A 16,418-nucleotide genomic window follows, 5' to 3' on the forward strand; every position below is an offset into this window, starting at 1 on the left:
TCGCCGGGGGTATCCCCGGCGTAGCTTGCCCGCGTCAATGCTCGTCGCCATGTGTACGACGAAGGTTTGTCGGAATGAACAGGTCGATGATACCGATGACCAACGATGCGAGCAATGCTCCTAGGATGCTCGCGTGTAGGCCAGGAACAAACAGTTGGGCGACGTAAATCACAATCGCACCCGATATGAAGCCAACAATGCCGCGCCCATACGGTGAAATGCGGCGGCCGAACAGCGCCTCCATGGCGAGTCCCAGAAGCGTGATCACGATGGCGGCCAAAATCGCTGACCAAAATCCCATCACGCCAAAACCAGGAACGACGTATCCGACAAACATCAGCACCAGTGCGGATACAACAAAGCGGACAATATGGCCTAGAATGTGCATATGTCTGCCTCCCTCCTGACGTGTCTTGCTGATATGGTTGCCGGACACTCATCGGACGATGTGGTAAAATGAATGGGATTTCTGGAGTTTGATGCAATGGAGTGCGATACATGATCATACGGTCGCTTGAGGCCTTGGAATACGATTGGGTTCGTCAACGCGTGGCTGACGAAGCCATGTCCAGTCTTGGTAAACAATTGGCGCAGACGATGTCGCCATTTTCTTTTCGCGCTGAGGCAGAGAGCGCCTTGGCAAAAGTCGACGAAGCCTATCGCTGTCTGCTACGTGCCGGATCCCCGCCCTTTGCAGGTGTTACAGATATTCGTCCGGCACTGTCTCGCGCCAAGGTGGGCGGTGTGCTCGGAGCCGATCAGGTGCTTGCCATAGCGCAGTTTATCGCTGGAGGACGAGCATTTCGGCAGTTCATCGAACACGCTGCCACGGAAATCGATCTTCCTCTGCTCGGCGAATTGGTCGCACCAATGGCCGACTTGCGGCGCACCGAACAAGAGATTCGGCAAGTTGTCAGCGATGACGGACAAGTGCTCGATCACGCCAGCGATGTGCTACTACAGTTGAGGTCGGAGCGGCGCCGCCGGGAAGGCGAGGTGCGGACGACCCTGGACAGGTTGTTACGCACTCATCAAAAGCTGCTACAGGAGCCCATTGTCGCGATGCGCGGTCCGTATTACTGCCTGCCTGTGCGCGTCGAACACAAAAATCAGCTTCGCGGCATCGTACGCGACGTGTCTTCATCTGGCTCAACGGTTTTTATTGAACCGCGGGCAGTATCAGAAATCGGCGAGCGTATTCGCGAGATTGAAGTCTTGGAAGAGCGCGAGATCGAGCGCATCTTGCAGCAAATCAGCGCCGTGATTGGGGCGGTCTCTGAAGAACTGGAAACTAATGTCGCACTGCTCGAGCAGGCAGACCTGATCTTTGCGAAGGCTGGCTACGCGCGGCGGATCGACGGAAAACGGCCGCAGCTGACAGACGGTGTTTGGCGCCTTCATGGCGCTCGCCATCCGCAGCTCCACCCGACAGGTGTGCCCATCGACGTCGAACTTGGTGCCGATTTCCGCCTGTTGATCATCACGGGACCCAACACGGGTGGTAAAACGGTCACCTTGAAAACGGTTGGTTTACTCACTTTAATGGCAATGTCGGGACTGTTTTTGCCGACGCGCAGGGAGAGTGAGATTGGTTTTTGTGGCGACGTGTTCGTCGATATTGGCGACGAGCAGAGTATTGAACAAAGCCTTTCGACATTTTCTTCCCACATGAAAAACATCATTCGCATGCTTCAACAAGTCGACGAAAAGAGTCTCGTACTGTTGGACGAGCTGGGCGCGGGTACAGATCCAGCAGAGGGATCGGCGTTGGCGATCGCGATCTTGGATCGCTTGACGCAGGTGGGGGCTCGCGTGATGGCGACGACACACTACGCAGAATTGAAGGGTTATGCTTTTCACAATCCGCATGCCATGAACGCGAGCATGGAGTTTGATCTGGCGAGTCTGCGCCCGACATATCGACTCTTGATGGGTGTTCCGGGGCGATCCAATGCGCTCGCCATTGCGCAAAGGCTGGGGTTGCCTGATGATATTCTGGCCGCGGCGCGGGAACATGTCGCCGAAACGGATGTTCATGTCGAGGAGCTCATTGGGAAACTTGAGGCGGCCAACCGCGAGGCAGAACGGCTGCGCGATGAGGCGGCGCGAGCATGGGCGGACGCACGATCCCAAATGGAGCAACTCGACGCACGCGAAACGGCGTTGGATAAGGAATTGGCCGATGTGCGCGAGCGAGCGCGAAACGAAGCGGCCTCCATCGTGGAGAAGGCGCAGCAGGAAGCGGAGCGAATCATTCGGGAACTCCGGCAAATGCGCCATACGACGGTCAAAGATCACGAATTGGTCGAGCTGCGCAAAGGGTTGGAGGGGCTTGTGCCAGAACGCAAGGCGTCATCCAGGCGCTCTGGCAAGGTGAGTCCTAAGCTTTCCGTCGGCCAGCGTGTGCGTGTCATTTCACTGGGACAAAAAGGCGACGTTGTCGAAGTGGCGCCGGATTCCAAAAGTGCGCTGGTCCAACTCGGGGCCATGCGTATGAAAGTGGCGGCAAACGATTTGGAGGTTCTCGCCGAGGCGGTTGAGCCGGTGGCTATCTCGCACTCGAAAAAGAGGGTGGGCAACAAGGATGTCCGCATGCAGCTCGACGTGCGTGGAGAGACGGTGGAGGACGCCTTGATGCGGATCGACAAATACTTGGACGATGCGGTGGTAGCTGGCTTAGCCCGCATCGTCATTATTCATGGTAAAGGTACCGGCGCCCTGAAAACGGCCATTCGACGCCACCTACAGGGGCATCCGCAGGTGAAGACGAGCGAGCCGGCCGCGCAAAGCGAAGGTGGGGATGGTGCCACCGTCGTCTCGGTACGCATCTAGTGTCGGCGTCACTGGCCCCCAAGGCCTGGGAGCCAGTGCTGTGTTGCTCTCGGCTGCCGCGTTGTGTCAGTTGTACTGCCGCTGTTATCTGAGCTGTCTCCCTCGCGGTTGCTCTCGTTTGCCGCAGGCGTGGTGCTGTTGAGGGTATCGGCAGGTGCACCCGTGCTGCCGTTTGCCGTGTTGTTGGCGCTGCCATTCGATCCGCCACTCTTTTCAACCTGAACGGCAATGGTTTGCGACGCCTGGGAAAGCGCGATGCTGGATTCGGCAAACACTTTGTAATACAACGTGGTTTGGCCAGACGGTACAGCCGTATCGACATACCATGGCACGACGTTTGTTCCGATTTGTGTGTATGGGCCATTCGGATCACTCGCCCGATACACGTCATACTGGTTTGCCCCTGTAACGGGTTTCCAGCTCAATGTGATATCCGTGCCGTCAAAGGTTCCGGTTAAACCTGTTGGTGCCGCCATTTGCGACGGATTTGTGACAGCGGGCACGCTCCCTGCATCGAGCACTACACCACCACGTGGATCCGGCTCGGTCGGCGCCAAGTATGGCGTGTCGTCCGTTATGCCGCCTGGAACCTTGTGCTCCCAATCGAGGATTCTGTTTTCCGGGAGCTTCATGAAAACGCCTGTGCGCACTTCGGACAAAGGTGTATGGCTCGTGGCCAAATACTTCTTGCCACGGATCACGACGTATTTGACTTCGACGTCCACGTCGTCATATTGCGTCGGTTCCGTACCCTGCACAAACGGTTCCGTTGTGATCTCACCATGCGCGGTCGACAAGGGCGTCGGCAACAACCCGCTGGTGCTGCTCACCGCTTTGCTAACCACGTTGGCCGGTTTTGACCAGGGTTTCTTGGCCGGGGTGGCTGCGAGAATGGGCGTCATGATGTCATTCCACAATGTGAACTTCAAGTTGTACTCTGCGCCTGGCGAAATCAGTTCATGATTGTTATATCCCATCCAGATGCCTGCGGTGTATTGCTGTGTGTAGCCGATGAACCAGCCGTCGCCAAGAGCATCTGTCGTACCTGTCTTCCCGGAAATATACTGACCAGGGAAATGCGCGCCAATCATCGTCGCCGTGCCCCCGGAGTGATACAAAACGTCGTGCAACATGTCAGTCACGATATAGGCTGTTGCTGGAGAAAACACCTGATGTGTCTGTGGATCTGCTTGATATAAGACCCGCCCGGTATTGTCCTCAATCTGGCTAATCATATAGCTCTCGTGCCATACGCCTTGATTGGCCAGGGTTGTGTACGCACTTGTCATCTGTTCGACTGTCGCGCCATTGTCCAGGCCGCCAATCGCCGCCGCCAAGTGATTTTCGTCGTCGGCGACGATGGTCGGTTCGCCATCGAGTGTTTTGGCGTTCGTACCTAGTCCCATCTTGCTTAAGTAGCTAAACCCAACCTGGGGCGTCAGCTCAGCGAGAATGTCGATAGCCGGTACGTTGCGCGATTCGTAGAGCGCCTGCCGAGCCGACATCAAACCTGCAAAGTCTGGTTCGTCGTCGTGTGGTTCGTACGCTGGTTCCCCGCCGCTGCCTGGAAACAAGGTAGGCGCATCATACAGTACAGTACCAGCTGTGATCAGTCCGCGGTCGATGGCTGGACCGTAGTCAAGCAAAGGTTTGATGGAGGAGCCCGGTTGCCGAGCGATGTCGGCGTGATCGATAGCGTCTTTCAGGTAGTCCCGGCCACCGCCGACCGCAAGAATGCCACCGGTCTGGTTGTCGATGAGCGTAAAGCCTGCTTCGTACAAATCCGTCGCCGTTTTGCCGCCAGCAAGTCTGTATGTTTTGTCGGTGCCCGCGAACAAGGCATCGTTAGACAGAACTCGTTCAACTTGATCCTGCTTGGTCAAATCGATGGTGGTATAAATTTTCAACCCCGCCACCGGCAAAGCCGACTCGGCTTGGACCGCGTTTTCATACACGCCTGCTTGTACAAGCGCCTGAATGACGCGGGGTTTAATCTCGTCGAGCATTAAGTATGGATGGGCGGGCAGACCGCTCTCTGGAGCGGGATGAATATGTTTGAGCACATCGTAGTGATACGCTTGGTCGTATTCGGCACGACTAATGAGCTTGTCCGCCAGCATTTGATCCAAGATGTAGTGCTGACGTTGCAATGTGTGTTGTGGAAATTGATAGGGTGAAAAATACGACGGGTTATTTGGCAAAGCTGCCAGAAAGGCCGCTTCGGGCAAATTTAAATCCTTTGGATTTTTGCCAAACAGAATTTCGGATGCGCGTCTGACACCATATACCGTGTCGGTGCCCATACGCCCCATGTATACCCAATTCATATAGTCGGTCAAGATTTCGTCTTTTGTGAGAACATGATTGACTTGGATGGCCAAGGCAATCTCTTGGATTTTGCGCCGCATTGTCCGTTGTTGCTCTGGAAACACGGCAAGTTTGACGGTCTGTTGCGTGATGGTGCTGGCACCGCTCTCGATGCTGTGACCTGCGAGGTCCTGTACGAGGGCACGAGCCATGGATAAAGGGTTTATGCCAATGTTTGTAAAAAACGTCTTGTCTTCCGCTGCGACAAACGCGTTGACCAAATAAGGGGATACCTGTGAGATGGACGCAATGGGTTGACGGTCGCCATCGCCTGTGAACCGTCCAATGACCTTGCCGTGGCAATCATACACGACAGATGCAGCGCTGTTGTTGACAAACGTCGCTGCATTCACTTTGGGCAGGCCTTTTAACAATGATGCGACATATCCAGCGCCCGCAGCGCTACCTAACACGCCGAGGCTACCCAAAGAGAACAGGCTGACCCGCATTGCAACCCAAAACCGCGAGGCCTTTTGTTCACGCTTGCGCGCAGTTGCACGAGGGTCGCGGACGACGATGGTTTCCTGACCGACACGGTTGCGTCGCTTCTTCACGGGCGCCCCTCCCTTCGTTGCCAAGATTATATCACACGACAAAATTGGACATCATGGTAAGTTTTTCGCTATGATTCGTGCACGGATGATTGAAAGTCCTGCGTTGACAGTGCAAATGGCTTATAGTTATATTGAGTAAAATTGCCATACGCATACGCGCCTTCGGCCTTGGCTGGGCTTTTTGTGTATACTGGCTCCTTATTTGCAAAAATGGGACCCATTGAAACGGCTAGAGAGGATGGTTTACATGGAGTGGCAGCTCACGCCGGCGCAAGAGGCGGAAGTCGAGCGCCAGCTCGCGTGGATTCGCCGCGGTGTCGCTGAAATTGTTCCAGAGCAGGAACTGGTCGAGAAGATACGCATGTCGGTGGCCACAGGCAAACCGTTGCGGGTGAAACTTGGCATGGATCCGACGGCCGCTGACATCCATCTGGGACACACGGTCGTACTGCACAAGGTTCGTCAATTCCAGGAACTAGGACACCACGCGCATCTCGTGATCGGAAACTTCACGGGTCGCATTGGCGATCCGACGGATAAGTCGGAGACACGCAAACAACTGAGTGCGGAAGAAGTGGCCGAAAACGCGAAGACCTATGTGCGCCAGGTCTACAAAGTGCTGGACCCTGCAAAGACCGAAATTGTTTACAACGCCGATTGGCTCGCTCCGCTTGATTTTGCGGATGTCATCCGGCTTGCATCGACGGTCACCGTAGCGAGGATGCTGGAGCGCGAAGACTTTACGAAACGCTTCCGCGACAATCGACCGATTCACATTCATGAGTTTTTCTATCCGCTGATGCAGGCGTACGATTCCGTGCATCTTGAGACCGACGTCGAGTTGGGTGGAACGGATCAAAAGTTCAATCTGCTCATGGGGCGCACTTTGCAGCGCGAATTCGGACAACCGATGCAGATTGCGGTCATGATGCCGCTGCTCGAAGGCTTGGACGGCGTGCACAAGATGTCAAAGAGCCTGGGTAACTATATCGGGATCGACGAAGCGCCAAACGACATGTTTGGGAAGTTGATGTCGATTCCAGATTCCTTGTTGTTCAAGTACTATGATCTATTGTCGTTGCGCGAGGCGGCAGACATCGAACGGATGCGACAGGCCGTCGACGCCGGGCAAATGAATCCGCGCGATGCCAAAATGGAACTTGCCAAGGAGTTGGTCACTCGCTTTCTCGGCGAAGAAGCGGCTGTCGAAGCCGTCGATCATTGGCACAAAGTCTTTCAGGCAGGGGCATTGCCAGAAGACATGGAAGAGGTAACGGTTCCGGGAGAGCCGATTTGGATTGTCAAACTGCTCACGGATCTCGGTCTGGCCAATAGCAACAGCGAGGCTCGGCGAGCCATTGCCGAAGGTTCTGTGCGACTGAACGGAGAAAAGGTGCTCGACGTCGATCTGCAATACGAACCGCACGACGGCGACGTTTTGCAGCGTGGCAAGCGGCAGTTCCGGCGCCTTCGCGTGTGAGGGTCTGTTGGAGGCTGCGACATGATCTGAAATTCCCCCGCGTACGATGGGACGAGGGGGAATTTTTGTGCCACGGCGTTTTGTTGCGCGCCCTGTCCGATCCGCCAGTCGGCGTGACGCGATACATGTTTCCAACCGTTCTTCACATCCGCGCTTACCCGCTTGGTTTTGGCCTGTAGCCTGCGCCATCCTCGTCTTTGTCGGGCTCATTTTCTTGATTGATTATCGGTTGCGCCCCATTGTCATAAACACATCTTCAGCACTTGCGCAGCGCATTGGCAGCGAGGCGTTGAACGAAGCGCTTGTCGATGCCATTTCGGATTATCCGGATGCCAAGTCGCTGGTCAAAAGCGAGATCGAACGCGGGGCAGGCGGTACGTCCTTGGCGGTCACGAGTCTGGACATGGCTAAATTAGCAGCGCTTCAAGGAGTTGCCACGCGCGATGCGCAAACTCGCTTGCGCGAGTTGTCCCATCAACACTTGCGGTTGCCGGTGCTGCAATTGCTCAGTGGTTCTCTTCTCTCCGGTTATGCCTTGACGGTGCCTGTTCGCTTTTCCTTGATGGGAACCGTCCATTCCAATTTGCAAACGGATATTGAGTCGAAGGGCGTAAACCAGGTGGTTCACGTCGTGTACCTCGAACTGACCGCCAACGTTATGGTGATTACGCCTTTGGTTCATGTTCCTACCACGGTACAGACGAGGGCACCGGTTGTGTACCTTGTTATGACAGGACCGGTGCCAAACGCGTATTACCAAGGTTCACCGGCCGTTCCTCCGCGATGACGCGTCGACCGTGTGGGCGAGTGCCACTTCCTAGGCGAGTGCATATACTGCTGCAGTGATGCGACTGCCCTTTCGCCTAGGAGGTTTTGTAGATGAAGAAGTATGTCGTGAAACCAGGTGAATCTCTATATCAAATCAGCCGCAAGACCGGCGTTCGCTTGCCTTTATTGCTGGCAGCTAACCCGCAGATTCAGAACGCTAACGACATCGTACCAGGAATGACCATCGTCATTCCGGAGCTCGGAAAACCCGTTAAGTCCGGAAAAACGAAGAAAGCGTCGGCTGCCAAAACGACCAAGCAGACCAAAGCCAAACCCTACTTCGGGTTCGTCTGGCCGCACCATGTGCAGGCTGGGGAGACATGGGCAGAGATCGCTGCCCGCTATGGCGTTTCGGTCGCTCAAGTAGAGCATCTCAATCCGACTGTTGCAGGGCAACCGTTGCAGCCCGGCACGATTGTGTATGTACCGCTGTCTCACGCCACTTCGTCCATGGGCTATCCGCAAGCACCGGGTTACGCAGCGCCTACTCCAGGCTACGCGCCGGGGTACCCGCAAGCACCGGGTTACGCAGGGCCCACGCCAGGCTACGCGCCGGGGTATCCGCAGGCACCGGGTTACGCAGCGCCTATGCCAGGCTACGCGCCGGGGTACCCGCAGGCACCGGGTTACGCAGCGCCTATGCCAGGCTACGCACCGGGGTATCCGCAGGCAGCGGGTTACGCAGGGCCAGCGTCAGGCTATGTCCCGGGCCATGCACATGGTCCCGGTTCTGCCGCGCCTGCGCAGGGTGCAGCGCCTCTCGGAGAGACGCCTGCGGCCCCGGGATTGACGACGGACACGACGGCCAGTGTGACGCCTGTGGCGCCTTCCATGCAACAGCTCGAACCGACGCCACAAGATGAGGCACCCGGTGAAGTCGGTCCGCATACGCATAATCCGTATCGCTTGTCCACTGATGCGTGGTTTGCCCCGGCCGATCCGGATGAGCCTCATTTGCGAGCGATCGATTCGGTTCAGAGCGACGAGTGGCGATCGTACGAAACGCCATCTGCTTTGCCACAGGAGGAAGCGAAGGCGTGGGCCGATGGCGAAGTGCCGCAGACGGACGACGACGGATGGTCAAAGCCTTTCACCATTCGCCTGCGCGAGGATGAGTAGGTATGGACGTACCGGATGTGGCGTCAGTCGCGAAGAACGCGTATGGCATTTGCGCCGAATGCATTGTGCGTAAGCGTACAGTATATGGCATTGTCGCGGCAGACGGACGGCGATACATCTGGAAACAGGCGGCCTTCGGCGATACGGACGAACGTTTGCAGGCTCTGGCGCGAGCCTTAGAGGCTTACGATCGCGCCGATGTGCGAGCGGCTGCCCCCTTGCCCAAGCGAGACGGGCGCATGCTCGCAGAATGCAAAGATGGCACCCGCGGATACTTGCAGCCTTGGCTACCCGGGCGGCACGTTCAGACTGCGAGCCGCGATGAACGACTGCGGGCAATTGCCGCCGTCGCAAGGGTACAGCGGGCGGTGCAAGCGGCCGGGTATCCTGAACATCGGACATTGCGACGCGGGTCGCTGTACGGCAAATTGCGCGTCAAGGCAAACGCGATCGCCAAACTATGGCCGCAAGCCGCTCGCGAGTTGTCACAGTTTGCGCCGTTTGCAGTCGAGGTGCAGGCGCGGGCGGAGCGCACCATTGCGCTGTATCGAGCAAATCTGGAGCAGACGCGGTCGCAGTGGCGCAAGCGGGCGACCTTGTGCCACCGCGATCTCGCCCCGCACAACGTGCTGATTGATGGCGATGGAAATATCGCCTTGATCGACTTTGACCACGCCGGCTACGACGACATGTATGCCGATCCTGTGCAATTCATCAGCCATACGCTGTTCTTAAACGAACTTCGAGTGCCTGAGTACCAGGAAATGTGGGAAGTCTATGCGGAGCACGCGGCCTTAAGGCGCAACGAGTTGGCGATCTTGCTTGGTTTGGCCCAATGGCCAGATATCTGGGTACGCGCCCTCGCGGAATGGGGCAAGGCCGAGGCCGAGGATCGGCATCTTGCGGTTGCAAAGGTACAATACGCGGTCGCGTGCGAGCGGCGGCGATCCGAGCTGAATGCGGCCGTGCTCGCCAAACTGCGGCTCGAGGCGTGATGGCGCCTCGAGCCTGCGCCTTTCTTCCGTTTGTCAGCCAGCGCATGTATACTGTTTGGGTATCAACGGTACTGGGGGAATGGCCGTGGCTTTCGACATACAACGCGTGGCGATCGCGCAGATGGCGCCCAAATTGGGCGATATTGGCGCGAATGTAGAGCGTCATCACGAATACATACGCGAGGCGTCGGCGCAGGGCGCTCATTTGATTGTGTTTCCGGAGCTCGGACTGACCGGGTATCAGACTCAGGATTTGACGTTGGAGGTGGCTCGCTCGGCGGCGAGTCCAGAAATTCAATCCATTGTCGGCATGAGCATGGAGATCGACGTCTTATTTTCATTTGTGGAAGAAACGGACGATCACCGATTCTACGTGACCGCACTTTACGCCTCAAAAGGCGAGATTGTACATAAGCATCGTAAAGTGTACCTGCCGACGTATGGTATGTTCGACGAGCGCAGGTATTTTGCACCTGGCGACCGGTTTGACGTATTGAAAAGTTCGCTCGGGACGCTCGGCGTCCTGATCTGCGAAGACGCGTGGCACCTGTCTGCACCGTACCTGCTTGCGATGCAGAAGGCGACGCTTCTCTTGGTGCCAGCTTCAAGTCCATGGCGAAATACGATGGCGGCAGCGAATTTCGGTTCGCATGCGTTTTGGCGGCATCTGTTGCAGATGTATGCACAGTTGCTTGGCGTGCACATCGTCTTTGCCAACCGCGTCGGCTACGAGGACGGCGTGCACTTTTATGGTGGGAGCGGGATTGTCGCACCCAATGGCAGTTGGTTGGTCGAGGCCGGAACCGGTGAGAGCGAACTGATCGTCGCCGAGATCGACCGCCGCTTGACGCGTCGTACGCGTTATACGACGCCACTGGTCCGCGACGAACGCGTCCATTTGGTGGCTTCGCAGCTACAAGCCTTGTTGCAGAGGGGGGATTTCGGTGCGCCCGGACATTGAACAGGCATTGCGTTTGCGTGAAGAATTGACCACATCGGTGCTGGAAGGGTTTTTGCGCGACGAGGTGCGCAAAGTTGGCTTTGAGCGCGTCGTATTCGGCTTGTCGGGCGGGATCGACTCAGCCCTTTCCGCGTACCTTGCCACGCGTGCCCTTGGCCGCGAACACGTGCACGCCGTGCTCATGCCGTATCGCAGCAGCAGTCCCTCCAGTCTCGCGGATGCCATGGAAGTCGTGCGCGATCTCGACATTCCACATACAGTGGTCGAAATCACAGGGCCGGTTGACGCCTATTTTGAACAGATGGACAAGCTGTTGGGTGAACAGGCGTCGCCATTGCGACGGGGTAACCGCATGGCACGCGAGCGGATGGTGACCTTGTACGACTTGTCAGCAGCGATGAATGCACTCGTTGTCGGTACGAGCAATAAAACGGAGCTGTTGCTCGGCTACGGCACTCAGTTTGGCGATATGGCGAGCGCGCTCAATCCGATTGGGGATCTATACAAGTGTCAGGTTCGCCAGTTATCGGCATACGTCGGTGTCCCGCAAAGCATTCTGAAGAAGGCGCCGAGTGCCGATTTGTGGGCAGATCAAACGGATGAAAAAGAGCTCGGTTTTACCTACGACGATGCAGATGAGATTCTGTATCAGTGGGTCGATCTCCGTTTGACGCCCGATGAAATCATCGAGCGCGGCTACGACGCATCGCTCGTGCGCCATATCGTTCAGCGCGTTGCGCGCAATCAATACAAGCGTAAGCCGCCTATCATTGCGAAGCTTTCGGGGCGCACGATTGGTATCGATTTTCGCTATCTCCGCGATTGGGGACATTGATTTCGCAAAAGGGTGAGTAGCATGTCAGGACATTCGAAGTGGCATAACATACAGCGGCGTAAAGGCAAGCAGGACGCAATTCGCGGTCAGCTTTTTACCAAACTCTCTAAGGATATTTACCAAGCGGCGCGCGAGGGCGGCGGCAATCCAGACACCAATTTTCGCTTGAAAGTCGCCATTGAGCGGGCAAAGGCCAATAATCTTCCGGCCGAAAACATCTCGCGTACCATTGCGAAGGCGACCGGGACGTTGGAGGGCGTGACGTACGAGGAACTTCTGTACGAGGGCTATGGACCTCACGGGGTTGCATTGCTGATCGAGATCGTCACGGATAACCGAAACCGCACGGCGGCCGAGGTTCGTCATATTTTTCGCAAGCGGGGCGGCAGTTTGGCGGAATCAGGAGCTGTTGCCTGGATGTTTAAACGCCAGGGCCAAATTGAGCTGCCCAAAGCGGGCGTTGACGGAGACGAACTGATGATGCTCGCGCTGGAAGCTGGCGCCGAAGACGTGATCGAGCAGGAGAACGCGTTCGTTGTCGTGACGGCACCCGAAGATTTTAAGCAGGTGCGTGTGGCGCTCGAGGAGGCTGGCGTGAAATACGACGATGCCGAGCTTGTGTATGAACCTGCGACGAAAATCGAATTGTCGGACGAGGCGTTGGAAGAGGTCTATGAACTTGTCGAAGCCTTGGAGAACTGTGATGACGTGCAGACCGTGTACACGAACGTCGATATGGGCGACGAAGAGGAAACGGACTAATCTTGCATAACTTGTTTACTGACGCACACATTAACGGCGAGGAGCAATGGCTGTGCAAACAGCCGGAGAGGTGAGGGTTTTGACCACCAGACGCCAGGCTCACAAGCGCCGCCGGATCGCAAATACGTGTGCTTATACGTTAGCCGTCTTATTCCCGGTGATATGGAGTGTTGCCGCACCGGCTGTGGTACGGGCGGATACCCCGTCGTTGACCGACTTTGGTCAGCGCGATGTGCCGTTACACGCGCAAAGACACCTGCACAGTGCGCTGTTTGTGACAGAAAGTGACGAGGGCACTGTTGCTTGGGAAGAACATGGGGTGCGCGACGATGCCATTGTTGCGTTTGTTGCGGAACATCCAGCTTGGCGGTTAAATGTACCTTTGTCTTGGTACTTTATGGAGCCTGTTTATGAACGCCATGCGGCGCAAGGCGCAGAGCAGCGCGAGTTGGCGATATAAATGGAAGGGCATCGTCTGGGAGCGTCACGCAACGCTCCCTTTTTCTTCGTACCTAGAACTTTTTTCACTCGCACATTGGGTAGGAGATCTGCGAGAAGCGACGAATGTCTAAACGAACAAGAGGAGGCATGCGGGTGGATGCGGAGCGCATCATGGGGATTGATCCGGGCCTCGCACGGCTTGGTTACGGTGTCATCGAAAGTGTGGGTGGCAAGCTTCGTCAGATTGTGCACGGGTGCGTGGAAACACCGTCACATGTACCGTTGCCACAGCGCTTACAGCAAATCTATCAAGAGTTGACAGTTCTTATCGACGCATATCGGCCACAGGTATTGGCGGTGGAAGAACTGTTTTTTAACCGCAACACAACAACGGCGTTTACAGTTGGGCAGGCGCGTGGTGTGGCCTTGTTGGCAGGGGCCAACGCAGATTTGGCTGTCTTTGAATACACGCCGATGCAAGTGAAGCAAGCCGTCACCGGGTTCGGTCGCGCGGATAAGCAGCAGGTGCAGCAAATGGTCAAGATTTTGTTGTCGTTGTCTGCCATTCCAAAGCCAGACGACGCGGCGGATGCGCTCGCTGTCGCCATCGCACATGCGCACACTGGACCCATCGCCCGTTTCGGCGATGCTGTACGCGAGCGGAAGAGTACGGGCTGGCATTGGGAACGGAGGGGAGGACGATGATCGCGTTTTTACGAGGGCTGGTGGTGAATCACGGGCCAGGCTTTCTCGATCTCGACGTCCACGACGTCGGTTATCGCGTTCATGTCGCGGATGGTGCCTTGGCACAGTATCCCATTGGAGCACAGGCTTACCTATATACCTACCAGCACGTGCGGGAAGACGGTATCGTCTTGTACGGGTTTGCGACGGCTGAAGAGCGAACACTCTTTGAAAGGTTGCTCGTCGTTTCCGGAATCGGCCCACGCCTAGCCTTACAGATCATAGGAGCGGCCAGCGTCCCGTCTCTTGTCGCCGCAGTGCAGTCGGAAGACACAAGTTACTTGTGCACGCTTCCTGGTATCGGGAAAAAAACGGCGCAGCGCATGGTGCTCGATTTAAAAGATAAATTGGCCGACCTGGCGCTTATCCTGCCGATGGCCACAGAATTGTCTAACGTTCCCCAAAACGACGGAGTGGACGACGTGATCGCTACACTCGTCGCCTTGGGTTACAGACCGCGCGAGGCGGAACAGGCTATTGCGGCCATCGAGCGTCGTCCTGGTGAGACGGTTGAGGATGCGGTGAAGACGGCGCTGGCTTGGCTTTATGCGCAGCAGAGTAGCCGCGTATGACGTCGGCTCGTTCATAGAGAACATGGAACGACATTTGCGAGAAGGAGGGGGAGTGTATGGAGGATCGCGTTGTGTCCGCAGAGTGGAGCCGCGAAGACATGACACTTGACTCGATTCGGCCGCGTTTTCTCGACGATTACATCGGTCAAAGGGCAGTCAAGGAAAACTTGCAAATTTTTATTCAAGCTGCACGGGAGCGCGGCGAGTCACTGGATCACGTTCTGTTGTATGGGCCTCCAGGGCTTGGGAAGACGTCGCTCGCGATGATCATCGCCAATGAACTGGGCGTCCACATCCGCGTGACCTCGGGACCCGCCATAGAGCGAGCAGGTGATCTTGCAGCGATTTTGACGAATCTGCAACCGGGTGACGTCCTGTTCATCGACGAAATTCACCGCTTGTCGCGAACTGTCGAAGAAGTGCTGTATCCAGCCATGGAGGACTTTTCTATTGATATCGTGATCGGAAAAGGGCCGTCCGCGCGATCAGTGCGTCTGGATTTGCCTCCGTTTACGTTGGTCGGTGCGACGACGCGAGCCGGGCTTTTATCGGCGCCGCTGCGCGATCGATTTGGTGTGATGCTGCACCTTGATTATTATCCGGTCGAGGAGCTGGCGCACATCGTGGCGCGCAGCGCTGAGATCCTACAGGTTGCTTTAACGAAAGAGGCGTGTATTGAGGTGGCTCGCAGAGCGCGCGGCACGCCTCGTATTGCCAATCGGTTGCTCAAACGGGTGCGAGATATCGCGCAGGTTTCCGGCTGGACCACCGTTGATGAGCGTTTGGCAGGCATGGCGTTATCGCGGTTAAAGGTCGACGCTTTGGGGCTCGATGCGACCGACGAGCGGATCGTGATGACCGCCATCGACAAGTTTGGCGGGGGACCCGTTGGGCTCGAAACGTTGGCGGCGGCGGTAGGTGAGGAAGCAAGCACGATTGAAGACGTCTATGAACCGTATCTGCTGCAAATGGGCCTGTTAAAGCGCACGCCACGTGGACGTGTGGTGATGCCGGCGGCATATCGACATTTTGGCAGAAAGATGCCATGATCGTGAAAGAGTCTGAAGCATCTGTGCGATAGAGGCCCGGTTGTCTGAACGGCCACTCGGACGTACCCCCACAATTGGGGTGGAGAATTCGAATGCGTGAGGAGAGGTGGAAGCGTGGGCGTTTTGCCGTTTCGGGGGCGTCGTATCGAGGAACGGAACGAGTTAGCCCGATTGCTCCACGGTGCAAAATCCGGGAATGCGAGTGCGCGCAATGAGCTCATTGCGATGTACATTCCTTTTATTCTGCGGATTGCGGCACAGACGGCACGCAGGTATATCGACCCCAAAGCTGACGACGAATATAGTATCTGCTTGTCCGCGTTTAACGAAGCGATCGATCGTTTTCAGGAAGGCAAGGCAGCGTCATTTTTGACCTTTGCCGAGACGGTAATCCGCAGGCGTTTGATCGATTTCTTCCGAAGCCAGCATCAGCATCGGTTGAAGCAATTGCCTTGGAGCGAGTTCGATGTGATTGACGACGAAGACAATGTCTCCAATTGGGCAGAGGTAAGTTCATCGCTGGAAGTTCATCAGGCAGAGCAGGAGGCGGCTATGCGTGCTCTCGAAATCGAAGAGTATGCGCATCGGCTGGCGGCGTTTGATCTGTCGTTCCACGAATTGATCGACATTTCGCCAAAACACGAGGATGCACGGCGGAATGCATTGGCCTGCGCGCGCGCCATCGCGTCGGACGCAGAGTTGCTGGCCTTTGTCGAACGCAGGCGTGCACTTCCGTTAAAAGCCCTGGAGGATCGGGTCAACGTGTCGCGAAAGACGCTGGAGAGGCAGCGCAAATATATTTTAGCCATCGTCATCTTACTTGCGGGTGATTTTCCACTGCTCAAATCCTTCTTGATGAATGCGGAAGGGGCGTGACAT

The 16,418-nt window shown here is 56.3% G+C and carries 15 protein-coding genes; 13 read left to right on the forward strand and 2 right to left on the reverse strand.

Annotated elements, in window-relative coordinates:
• Nucleotides 1-34: 34 nt before the first annotated feature.
• Entirely contained in the window at nt 35-388 is a 354-nt protein-coding gene (locus QMF38_RS11515) for a phage holin family protein (protein ID WP_040289024.1), read from the reverse strand.
• A gap of 110 nt (nt 389-498) precedes the next feature.
• On the opposite strand from QMF38_RS11515, the gene QMF38_RS11520 reads away from it, so the two are divergent.
• Nucleotides 499-2,832, forward strand: a complete 2,334-nt coding sequence (locus QMF38_RS11520; RefSeq protein WP_281759510.1) for an endonuclease MutS2 — start codon at nt 499-501, stop codon at nt 2,830-2,832.
• An 8-nt stretch (nt 2,833-2,840) separates the two neighbouring features.
• Here QMF38_RS11520 and QMF38_RS11525 read toward each other — a convergent pair whose 3' ends face one another.
• A complete protein-coding gene (locus QMF38_RS11525; RefSeq protein ID WP_281759511.1) occupies nt 2,841-5,753 on the reverse strand; it encodes a transglycosylase domain-containing protein in 2,913 nt (970 codons plus the stop codon).
• Nucleotides 5,754-6,000: 247 nt separating this feature from the next.
• Here QMF38_RS11525 and tyrS point away from each other — a divergent pair, with 247 nt between their 5' ends.
• The 12 genes from tyrS (at nt 6,001) to sigI (ending at nt 16,415) form a co-directional block, all read left to right on the forward strand.
• Entirely contained in the window at nt 6,001-7,233 is a 1,233-nt protein-coding gene (tyrS, locus tag QMF38_RS11530) for a tyrosine--tRNA ligase (RefSeq protein ID WP_452038982.1), read from the forward strand.
• Between the two features lie 67 nt (nt 7,234-7,300).
• Nucleotides 7,301-8,020: a sporulation protein YunB gene (locus tag QMF38_RS11535; RefSeq protein WP_281759513.1), complete on the forward strand. Its 720-nt coding sequence runs from the start codon at nt 7,301-7,303 to the stop codon at nt 8,018-8,020.
• A 92-nt stretch (nt 8,021-8,112) separates the two neighbouring features.
• Nucleotides 8,113-9,180 carry a LysM peptidoglycan-binding domain-containing protein gene (locus tag QMF38_RS11540; RefSeq protein ID WP_281759514.1) on the forward strand — a complete coding sequence of 356 codons (1,068 nt, stop codon included), beginning with the start codon at nt 8,113-8,115 and terminating at the stop codon, nt 9,178-9,180.
• Between the two features lie 2 nt (nt 9,181-9,182).
• Nucleotides 9,183-10,175: a phosphotransferase gene (locus tag QMF38_RS11545; protein ID WP_281759515.1), complete on the forward strand. Its 993-nt coding sequence runs from the start codon at nt 9,183-9,185 to the stop codon at nt 10,173-10,175.
• Between the two features lie 79 nt (nt 10,176-10,254).
• Nucleotides 10,255-11,136, forward strand: coding sequence for a nitrilase-related carbon-nitrogen hydrolase (locus QMF38_RS11550; RefSeq protein ID WP_281759516.1), 882 nt, complete (start codon nt 10,255-10,257; stop codon nt 11,134-11,136).
• Complete coding sequence (locus QMF38_RS11555) at nt 11,120-11,971, forward strand: NAD+ synthase (RefSeq protein WP_052012242.1); 852 nt, start codon at nt 11,120-11,122, stop codon at nt 11,969-11,971. Before QMF38_RS11550 ends, QMF38_RS11555 begins: the two co-directional genes overlap by 17 nt.
• A 21-nt stretch (nt 11,972-11,992) precedes the next feature.
• Complete coding sequence (locus QMF38_RS11560; RefSeq protein ID WP_281759517.1) at nt 11,993-12,733, forward strand: YebC/PmpR family DNA-binding transcriptional regulator; 741 nt, start codon at nt 11,993-11,995, stop codon at nt 12,731-12,733.
• A gap of 79 nt (nt 12,734-12,812) precedes the next feature.
• Nucleotides 12,813-13,193, forward strand: coding sequence for a hypothetical protein (locus QMF38_RS11565; RefSeq protein ID WP_157057149.1), 381 nt, complete (start codon nt 12,813-12,815; stop codon nt 13,191-13,193).
• 128 nt (nt 13,194-13,321) lie between these two features.
• Entirely contained in the window at nt 13,322-13,879 is a 558-nt protein-coding gene (ruvC, locus tag QMF38_RS11570) for a crossover junction endodeoxyribonuclease RuvC (protein ID WP_058093647.1), read from the forward strand.
• A complete protein-coding gene (gene ruvA / locus QMF38_RS11575; RefSeq protein ID WP_281759518.1) occupies nt 13,876-14,490 on the forward strand; it encodes a Holliday junction branch migration protein RuvA in 615 nt (204 codons plus the stop codon). Before ruvC ends, ruvA begins: the two co-directional genes overlap by 4 nt.
• 56 nt (nt 14,491-14,546) lie before the next feature.
• The gene (gene ruvB / locus QMF38_RS11580) at nt 14,547-15,539 is read left to right on the forward strand and encodes a Holliday junction branch migration DNA helicase RuvB (protein ID WP_058093645.1); all 993 of its coding nucleotides are present in this window, start codon (nt 14,547-14,549) and stop codon (nt 15,537-15,539) included.
• Between the two features lie 114 nt (nt 15,540-15,653).
• The gene (gene sigI / locus QMF38_RS11585) at nt 15,654-16,415 is read left to right on the forward strand and encodes an RNA polymerase sigma factor SigI (RefSeq protein WP_058093644.1); all 762 of its coding nucleotides are present in this window, start codon (nt 15,654-15,656) and stop codon (nt 16,413-16,415) included.
• The last annotated feature ends 3 nt before the right edge of the window (nt 16,416-16,418 follow it).

This window comes from Alicyclobacillus hesperidum subsp. aegles, from assembly GCF_027923525.1.
GTDB classification, from domain to species: domain Bacteria; phylum Bacillota; class Bacilli; order Alicyclobacillales; family Alicyclobacillaceae; genus Alicyclobacillus; species Alicyclobacillus aegles.

Excerpts from the sequence above, each read along its gene's own strand:
- ruvB (WP_058093645.1), top strand. The coding sequence starts at position 14,547 with ATGGAGGATCGCGTTGTGTCCGCAGAGTGGAGCCGCGAAGACATGACA.
- tyrS (WP_452038982.1), top strand. The coding sequence starts at position 6,001 with ATGGAGTGGCAGCTCACGCCGGCGCAAGAGGCGGAAGTCGAGCGCCAG.
- QMF38_RS11540 (WP_281759514.1), top strand. The coding sequence starts at position 8,113 with ATGAAGAAGTATGTCGTGAAACCAGGTGAATCTCTATATCAAATCAGC.
- QMF38_RS11545 (WP_281759515.1), top strand. The coding sequence starts at position 9,183 with ATGGACGTACCGGATGTGGCGTCAGTCGCGAAGAACGCGTATGGCATT.
- QMF38_RS11560 (WP_281759517.1), top strand. The coding sequence starts at position 11,993 with ATGTCAGGACATTCGAAGTGGCATAACATACAGCGGCGTAAAGGCAAG.
- ruvA (WP_281759518.1), top strand. The coding sequence starts at position 13,876 with ATGATCGCGTTTTTACGAGGGCTGGTGGTGAATCACGGGCCAGGCTTT.
- QMF38_RS11550 (WP_281759516.1), top strand. The coding sequence starts at position 10,255 with ATGGCCGTGGCTTTCGACATACAACGCGTGGCGATCGCGCAGATGGCG.
- QMF38_RS11515 (WP_040289024.1), bottom strand. The coding sequence starts at position 388 with ATGCACATTCTAGGCCATATTGTCCGCTTTGTTGTATCCGCACTGGTG.
- QMF38_RS11520 (WP_281759510.1), top strand. The coding sequence starts at position 499 with ATGATCATACGGTCGCTTGAGGCCTTGGAATACGATTGGGTTCGTCAA.
- ruvC (WP_058093647.1), top strand. The coding sequence starts at position 13,322 with ATGCGGGTGGATGCGGAGCGCATCATGGGGATTGATCCGGGCCTCGCA.